Source organism: Streptomyces sp. NRRL S-37 (assembly GCF_000721605.1).
Lineage (GTDB): Bacteria > Actinomycetota > Actinomycetes > Streptomycetales > Streptomycetaceae > Streptomyces.
In genome coordinates this window covers 1-7,227 of the sequence record NZ_JOIZ01000053.1, presented here as the reverse complement: position 1 = coordinate 7,227, position 7,227 = coordinate 1, and the positions used below count along the sequence as shown (strand labels likewise).

Here is a 7,227-nt window from a genome sequence, read left to right as displayed (position 1 = left end):
CTTGATGACGATGGCGTTGCCGTACGCGGGGCCGTCGCCGGCGCCGTTGGGGCCGGCCTTGACGACGGTGCCGCCGTGCGCGGCCATCACGGTGGTGCCGGTCGGGACGGCGTAGTCCTGGCCGCTGTGCTTGTGCGCCCACATGCCGCCGTTCTGGGCGAAGCTCGCGGACAGCTTGTAGCTCTTCACCGGGTCGATCCAGGACGCCTGCTTCTTGACGGCGGCCTGGGCGGCCTTCTTCGCCTGGGCGGCCTTCGCGGCCTTCGCCTGGGCGGCCTTCTCGACCTGGGCGGCCTGGGCCTTCGCGGCCTCGGCCTGGGCGGCGGCCTGCGCCTGGACGGCGCCGGCGGCGCCGGACGCGGCCGTGGTGTCGACGGCGGCCGCGACCCCGGCTCCCATGACGACCGAGGCCCCCAGTCCGGCGGCCAGCACGGCCGCGCGGGTGCGGATCTGGGACGTACGGAAGGAACGGGGCGTGACGCGCTGGGACATCTCAACCTCATCAGGAAGGGGACGTAGGAAAACCACCCGGCGGACGGATCCGCGCCTCGGTGGTGATTCATTGGTAGCCCCTCCGGCCATAACGGCGCAAAGGTGTGACCTACGACGAAAAGTCGTAGATCTGCACTGAGATGCACGTCTCTTGACACACCCCTCTTACCGGACGAAACCCCCCATTTAGAGCCGATCGATCAAAACTCTGGGGCAAATGTCCGTTTTACGGATGCGCTTTCACCACTATTCCGGCTAGTACCGGACAAAGCGCCTGTGCGCCATGTCACCGGGGGCCGGGTTCGGCCATTCCATAAATGTGGCGCAGGCCTCTAGGCGCCTACCGTCCGGTAACCCTACGGTTCACCTCGCGTCACCCTCGCAGACGAGCATGCACACGACACGTTGGCAGCTTTACGGACGTGAGAGGACCCCCACGAGATGAGAAGCCGACGCTCCTGGCCGATCCGCGTATCGGTCACCGCCGTCTCCGCGGCCGCCCTGGTGGCCCTGGCCGCACCGGCCGAGGCCGCGGCCCCCGCCTCACCGGCCGTTCCCCCGGTGGCAGCCGCCGCCGCGGCGGCGGACGTCGACTACGACACCTGGCAGCGGGACTGCCGGGCGGTCATGGACCAGGCCCTGCCCTATCTGAAGCAGCGGATCGGAGACACCGGGCCGGGCGAGAAGCAGGCGATCGTCCTGGACGTCGACAACACCGCGCTGGAGACCGACTTCGGGTTCAGCTTCCCGCAACCCGCCAACGAGCCGGTCCTGGAGGCCGCGGAGTACGCACAGGAGCACGGCGTCGCCGTGTTCTTCGTGACCGCCCGTCCGGGCATCATCCACGCGCCCACCGACTGGAACCTCGACCACGTCGGCTACGAGTCCTCCGGCCTGTACGTCCGCGGATTCTTCGACCTGTTCAAGAACGTCGCCGATTACAAGACCGCCCAGCGCGCCCGGATCGAGGCCAAGGGCTACACGATCATCGCCAACATCGGCAACAGCGCCACCGACCTGTCGGGCGGCCACGCCGAGCGGACGTTCAAGCTGCCGGACTACGACGGCCGGCTGTCGTAGCGCGGACACGAGGACAGGAGGACCCGCGGGCATGCGGACCCGCGGGCATGCGGACCCGCAGGCACGCGAAAGGGGCCGGTGCTTTCGGGCACCGGCCCCTTCTCGGTCGCCGTGGGACGCTTACGCGTCCTTGCTCAGGTTCGGACCGGCTCCGCCGGCCGCCTGCTCGATCGGCGGGACGTCGGGCAGGGCCGACTTCTCCTCACCGCGGAAGGTGAAGGTCTGGGACTCGCCCTCGCCCTCGGTGTCCACGACCACGATGTGACCCGGACGCAGCTCGCCGAAGAGGATCTTCTCCGACAGCGTGTCCTCGACCTCGCGCTGGATCGTGCGGCGCAGCGGACGCGCGCCCAGCACCGGGTCGTAGCCCTTCTTGGACAGCAGCTCCTTGGCGGACTGGGAGAGCTCGATGCCCATGTCCCGGTCCTTGAGGCGCTCGTCCACCTTTCCGATCATCAGGTCGACGATCTTGAGGATGTCCTCCTGGCTGAGCTGCGGGAAGACGACCACGTCGTCGACGCGGTTGAGGAACTCGGGCCGGAAGTGCTGCTTGAGCTCGTCCGACACCTTGTTCTTCATGCGCTCGTAGTTGGTCTTCGTGTCACCCGCGGCGGCGAAACCGAGGTTGAAGCCCTTGGAGATGTCCCGGGTGCCGAGGTTGGTCGTCATGATGATGACCGTGTTCTTGAAGTCCACGACCCGGCCCTGGGAGTCGGTCAGGCGACCGTCCTCCAGGATCTGCAGCAGCGAGTTGAAGATGTCCGGGTGGGCCTTCTCGACCTCGTCGAAGAGGACGACCGAGAACGGCTTGCGGCGGACCTTCTCCGTGAGCTGGCCGCCCTCCTCGTAGCCCACGTAACCGGGGGGCGAACCGAAGAGACGCGAGACCGTGTGCTTCTCGCTGAACTCCGACATGTCGAGGGAGATCAGCGCGTCCTCGTCACCGAAGAGGAACTCGGCGAGCGCCTTGGACAGCTCGGTCTTACCGACACCGGACGGGCCGGCGAAGATGAACGAGCCACCGGGACGCTTCGGGTCCTTCAGGCCGGCACGGGTACGGCGGATCGCCTTGGACAGCGCCTTGACGGCGTCGACCTGGCCGATGACCCGCTTGTGGAGCTCGTCCTCCATGCGCAGCAGGCGGGACGACTCCTCCTCCGTGAGCTTGAAGACCGGGATGCCCGTCGCCGTGGCGAGGACCTCGGCGATCAGCTCGCCGTCGACCTCGGCGACGACGTCCATGTCGCCGGCCTTCCACTCCTTCTCCCGCTTGGCCTTGGCGGCGAGGAGCTGCTTCTCCTTGTCGCGCAGGGAGGCGGCCTTCTCGAAGTCCTGCGAGTCGATCGCGGACTCCTTGTCGCGGCGGACGCCGGCGATCTTCTCGTCGAACTCGCGCAGGTCCGGCGGCGCGGTCATCCGGCGGATGCGCATCCGGGAGCCGGCCTCGTCGATCAGGTCGATCGCCTTGTCCGGCAGGAAGCGGTCCGAGATGTAGCGGTCGGCGAGCGTCGCCGCCTGGACGAGGGCCTCGTCCGTGATGGAGACGCGGTGGTGGGCCTCGTAGCGGTCGCGCAGGCCCTTGAGGATCTCGATCGTGTGCGGCAGCGACGGCTCCGCGACCTGGATGGGCTGGAAGCGGCGCTCCAGGGCCGCGTCCTTCTCCAGGTGCTTGCGGTACTCGTCCAGCGTGGTCGCACCGATGGTCTGCAGCTCACCGCGGGCCAGCATCGGCTTGAGGATGCTCGCGGCGTCGATGGCGCCCTCGGCGGCACCCGCACCGACCAGCGTGTGCAGCTCGTCGATGAACAGGATGATGTCGCCGCGGGTGCGGATCTCCTTGAGCACCTTCTTCAGGCGCTCCTCGAAGTCACCGCGGTAGCGGGAGCCGGCGACCAGGGCGCCGAGGTCCAGGGTGTAGAGGTGCTTGTCCTTGAGGGTCTCGGGCACCTCGCCCTTGACGATGGCCTGGGCGAGGCCCTCGACGACGGCGGTCTTGCCGACGCCGGGCTCACCGATCAGCACCGGGTTGTTCTTGGTACGGCGGGACAGCACCTGCATGACCCGCTCGATCTCCTTCTCGCGCCCGATGACCGGGTCGAGCTTGGACTCACGAGCGGCCTGGGTGAGGTTCCGGCCGAACTGGTCGAGGACCAGGGACGTGGAGGGGGTGCCCTCGGCAGGACCGCCGGCGGTGGCGGTCTCCTTGCCCTGGTAACCGGAGAGCAGCTGGATGACCTGCTGCCGCACCCGGTTGAGATCGGCGCCCAGCTTGACCAGGACCTGGGCGGCGACGCCCTCGCCCTCACGGATCAGGCCGAGCAGGATGTGCTCCGTGCCGATGTAGTTGTGGCCCAGCTGAAGGGCCTCGCGGAGCGACAGCTCCAGGACCTTCTTGGCACGGGGGGTGAAGGGGATGTGACCCGACGGGGCCTGCTGGCCCTGCCCGATGATCTCCTCCACCTGCTGGCGGACCGCCTCGAGCGAAATCCCGAGGCTCTCAAGGGCCTTGGCGGCGACACCCTCACCCTCGTGGATCAGGCCCAGGAGGATGTGCTCGGTGCCGATGTAGTTGTGGTTGAGCATCCGGGCTTCTTCCTGAGCCAGGACGACAACCCGCCGCGCGCGGTCGGTGAACCTCTCGAACATCGTTAATCGCTCCTCAGAGCGGTCAGGCAGTGGGGGGAACTTCCCCTCCCTGTCCTTCCGCAGCTTAGTCCCGCAAGCGGGGACCGCTCATTCCAACTGCCGACACCGTCGATGGCCTCCTGACCCCGCTCACGCCGACATCTGCTCCAACCCGATGGTGCGAGACGATGTTCCCGCAGGCCAGGCAGTTACCCCCTTCGCCAGTACGCCCGTGGCGAACGGGAAACGTCCCGCCCTGCGTGTCGACCCCTCCCACTAGGGATGTCTTACCCGCTGCTACGGACAGTCCATGCCGAGTGCACGGGTTCCCTCCGCTACGGGCGAACAACCTTGCGCCTCCCCGCACCCCCACGCGCCCCCTTGTTCGACACCCCTCGCTTACGCCTGAACACCCAGAGTAACCCGGAGGGCGTCGGAACGTTGCGCCGGGCATGGTCCGGACAGCCTTCCCCGCGGTGCCGCTCTCCCGCCGGCCGCTCACACCGAGCGACGACGAGGTGCGGCTCTGGTACGAGAACGCGCTGGGGTGGCCCACGGTGCCCGGGGTGCCGGTGCGGCTGGCGGTGGGGGTGCGCTTCGACGTCCTGGACGTGCCCGCGGAGGCGGGGTACGCGGCGCTGGAGCGCCTGGAGCGCTCGGGAGGGCTCGGGCGGGGGTTCCCGGTGGCTCTGGAGGGCGGCCGGATGCGGCTGCTGGTGGCGGCGGGCAGCGCGGAGGAGCTGCCGGGGCTGCTGGAGTGGCTGGACTGGGGCGCGCTGACGCTGGACCTGGTGGCGATCGGCGCGGGAGGTCTCATGGACGCTCCCTGTCCCCCTGGCGCCGTTGCCGACGGCGATGCCGGCGGTGGGGCCGGCGGTGATGCCGGTCCTGCCGCCCGGCCGCTCACCCCGGTCCGTGACGGATCGCAGGGGGCCGCCGTGTGGCTGCGGCCCCCCGAGCCGGGACGCGGGGCCGAGGCCTCGCTGCCGACGCTGTCGGCGATGGGCACGAGGGGTGGTGCGAGGGGGGACCGGGACGTCCCCCCGGACCTCGTGCCGCTGGTGAACACGGTGGCGACACAGATCCACCGGGTTTGGTTGCGGCGTGCGTGCGCTGCCGCCGCCGTACGGGCCGACGGTCAGCCGTTGGCCTTCTCGTAGGCCTCGCGGATGGACGCGGGGACACGGCCGCGGTCGTTGACCTCGTAACCGTTCTCCTTCGCCCACGCGCGGATGGCCGCGGTGTCCTGGCTGCCGCCGGAAGCGGCACGCGCCTTTCCGCGCCCGCCCGAAGCACGGCCTCCGGTACGACGACCGCCCTTCACGTAAGGATCGAGAAGGCCGCGGAGCTTGTCCGCATTGGCGGTGGTGAGATCGATCTCGTACGTCTTGCCGTCCAACGCGAACGTCACGGTCTCGTCCGCCTCGCCGCCGTCGAGGTCGTCGACAAGAAGGACCTGAACCTTCTGTGCCACCGGATTTCCTTTCATCGATAACTTGAGGGCCGGGGTGTGCCGGCGTCCGCCGTATCGCCGTCCCTTGTTATATCCAGTACTGCAGTACTCCGGAAAGCAAACCGCTTTTGCCGTAAAAACACAAACCCCTGGCGGAGACCTACTGCCCGCACCCGGCCCGGAAACATGCGCGTTTCGGACATAGGGCACCGCGCGCGGATCACAGATGCAGAAGCATCCGGCTGTTGCCCAAGGTGTTCGGTTTCACGCGTTCGAGGCCGAGGAACTCCGCGACACCCTCGTCATAGGAGCGCAGCAACTCCGCGTACACATCGGTGTCGACGGGTGTCTCCCCGATCTCCACGAAGCCGTGCTTGCCGAAGAACTCCACTTCGAAGGTCAGGCAGAATACGCGCCGAACACCGAGCCAGCGGGCGGTCTCCAGCAACTTCTCCAGCAACCGGTGTCCGACGCCCGCGCCCTTCAGGCCCGGCTTCACGGCGAGAGTGCGGACTTCCGCGAGGTCTTCCCACATCACGTGCAGGGCGCCGCAGCCGACCACCTCCGCGTTGTCGTCCCGTTCCGCGACCCAGAACTCCTGGATGTCCTCGTAAAGCGTCACCGTCGCTTTGTCGAGCAGGATGCGCCCGCGGACGTAGGCGTCAAGGAGCCGGCGTACGGCGGGGACATCGCTGGTGCGGGCCCGTCGGACCGTGATGGCTTTTGCGGGGACTTCGGGGCTGTCTTCGGGGCTGTCTGCGGACATGGGCGGACGCTATCGTCCGCTCCGGCCCTCTGCCGAGCCGGGGTTCTCGTCGGCGGGGGTTTCCGGGAGCTGGACGATGCGGACCGCGTCGGTGAGAGCCTGACGCTGTTCCTCGCTCATCATGCCGAAGAACGCGACGAGAGCGGCGGCGGCGTTGTCACTCTGCGACCACGCCTCGTTCATCAGCGCGGCGGCGTAGGCGGCGCGAGTGGAGACCGCCTCATATCGATAGGCCCTGCCTTCCGCCTCTCGGCGCACCCAGCCCTTCTGATGGAGATTGTCCAAAACGGTCATCACCGTGGTGTACGCGATGGACCGTTCCTTCTGAAGATCTTCCAGGACTTCCCGAACGGTCACCGGGCGGTTCCACTTCCACACCCGCGTCATGACCGCGTCTTCGAGTTCTCCCAATGGGCGAGGCACAACTCAGAACAATAGTGGTGTATCCCGGCGATGGCGTGCCGGACGGGCACGATCATCGGCAGACGTGAACAAAAAGGGCGTACGACCTTGGGTCGTACGCCGGGGACTGCTGGAGTCGGGCCGGTCAGGCCTCGGTCTTGGGGGCGGGCTGTGAGCCCTGCACCCGCGCGAGGGCCGCGTCGACCGCGGCGTCCTCCTTGGTCTTGTTGGCGCCGCCCTGGGTCTTCACGATCACCCGGATCACGCCGATGAAGAAAACGGCCATGACGGCCGGGGGGAGAAGCGCGGAGACGTAGTCCATGGGTCCAGGGTAGGGCAGTGGGGGTCGTCAGCCGGCGGCCAGGTGCTGGTCCGGTGGGGGCGGGGTGGGTTTGCGCCGGGGGAAGAC

The 7,227-nt window shown here is 68.2% G+C and carries 8 protein-coding genes; 2 read left to right on the top strand and 6 right to left on the bottom strand.

Annotated features, from left to right (window positions below):
* On the bottom strand, positions 1-492 hold a 492-nt coding region (locus IH50_RS0136575), incomplete at its 3' end, for a M23 family metallopeptidase (protein WP_037873577.1).
* Positions 493-933: 441 nt separating this feature from the next.
* Here IH50_RS0136575 and IH50_RS0136570 point away from each other — a divergent pair.
* Positions 934-1,572: an HAD family acid phosphatase gene (locus IH50_RS0136570; RefSeq protein ID WP_030872813.1), complete on the top strand. Its 639-nt coding sequence runs from the start codon at positions 934-936 to the stop codon at positions 1,570-1,572.
* A gap of 120 nt (positions 1,573-1,692) precedes the next feature.
* Here the strand turns inward: IH50_RS0136570 and IH50_RS0136565 are convergent, their stop codons facing one another.
* Positions 1,693-4,218, bottom strand: a complete 2,526-nt coding sequence (locus tag IH50_RS0136565) for an ATP-dependent Clp protease ATP-binding subunit (protein WP_030872810.1) — start codon at positions 4,216-4,218, stop codon at positions 1,693-1,695.
* 431 nt (positions 4,219-4,649) lie between these two features.
* Here IH50_RS0136565 and IH50_RS0136560 point away from each other — a divergent pair, with 431 nt between their 5' ends.
* Positions 4,650-5,357: an SCO3374 family protein gene (locus tag IH50_RS0136560; RefSeq protein WP_030872808.1), complete on the top strand. Its 708-nt coding sequence runs from the start codon at positions 4,650-4,652 to the stop codon at positions 5,355-5,357.
* Here the strand turns inward: IH50_RS0136560 and IH50_RS0136555 are convergent.
* The 4 genes from IH50_RS0136555 to IH50_RS41405 all read right to left on the bottom strand — a co-directional run bounded on the left by IH50_RS0136555 (position 5,336) and on the right by IH50_RS41405 (position 7,140).
* On the bottom strand, positions 5,336-5,671 hold the full coding sequence (locus tag IH50_RS0136555) for a histone-like nucleoid-structuring protein Lsr2 (RefSeq protein ID WP_030872805.1): 336 nt from the start codon (positions 5,669-5,671) through the stop codon (positions 5,336-5,338). The genes IH50_RS0136560 and IH50_RS0136555 overlap by 22 nt on opposite strands.
* Before the next feature lie 199 nt (positions 5,672-5,870).
* Entirely contained in the window at positions 5,871-6,416 is a 546-nt protein-coding gene (locus IH50_RS0136550) for an amino-acid N-acetyltransferase (RefSeq protein WP_030872802.1), read from the bottom strand.
* 9 nt (positions 6,417-6,425) lie between these two features.
* The gene (locus IH50_RS0136545) at positions 6,426-6,803 is read right to left on the bottom strand and encodes a BlaI/MecI/CopY family transcriptional regulator (RefSeq protein WP_030835991.1); all 378 of its coding nucleotides are present in this window, start codon (positions 6,801-6,803) and stop codon (positions 6,426-6,428) included.
* 160 nt (positions 6,804-6,963) lie between these two features.
* Positions 6,964-7,140: a hypothetical protein gene (locus IH50_RS41405; protein ID WP_030872799.1), complete on the bottom strand. Its 177-nt coding sequence runs from the start codon at positions 7,138-7,140 to the stop codon at positions 6,964-6,966.
* Positions 7,141-7,227: the final 87 nt, after the last annotated feature.

Coding starts and splice junctions, on each gene's coding strand:
- IH50_RS41405 (WP_030872799.1), bottom strand. CDS start 7,140: ATGGACTACGTCTCCGCGCTTCTCCCCCCGGCCGTCATGGCCGTTTTC.
- IH50_RS0136560 (WP_030872808.1), top strand. CDS start 4,650: ATGGTCCGGACAGCCTTCCCCGCGGTGCCGCTCTCCCGCCGGCCGCTC.
- IH50_RS0136570 (WP_030872813.1), top strand. CDS start 934: ATGAGAAGCCGACGCTCCTGGCCGATCCGCGTATCGGTCACCGCCGTC.
- IH50_RS0136545 (WP_030835991.1), bottom strand. CDS start 6,803: ATGACGCGGGTGTGGAAGTGGAACCGCCCGGTGACCGTTCGGGAAGTC.
- IH50_RS0136550 (WP_030872802.1), bottom strand. CDS start 6,416: ATGTCCGCAGACAGCCCCGAAGACAGCCCCGAAGTCCCCGCAAAAGCC.
- IH50_RS0136565 (WP_030872810.1), bottom strand. CDS start 4,218: ATGTTCGAGAGGTTCACCGACCGCGCGCGGCGGGTTGTCGTCCTGGCT.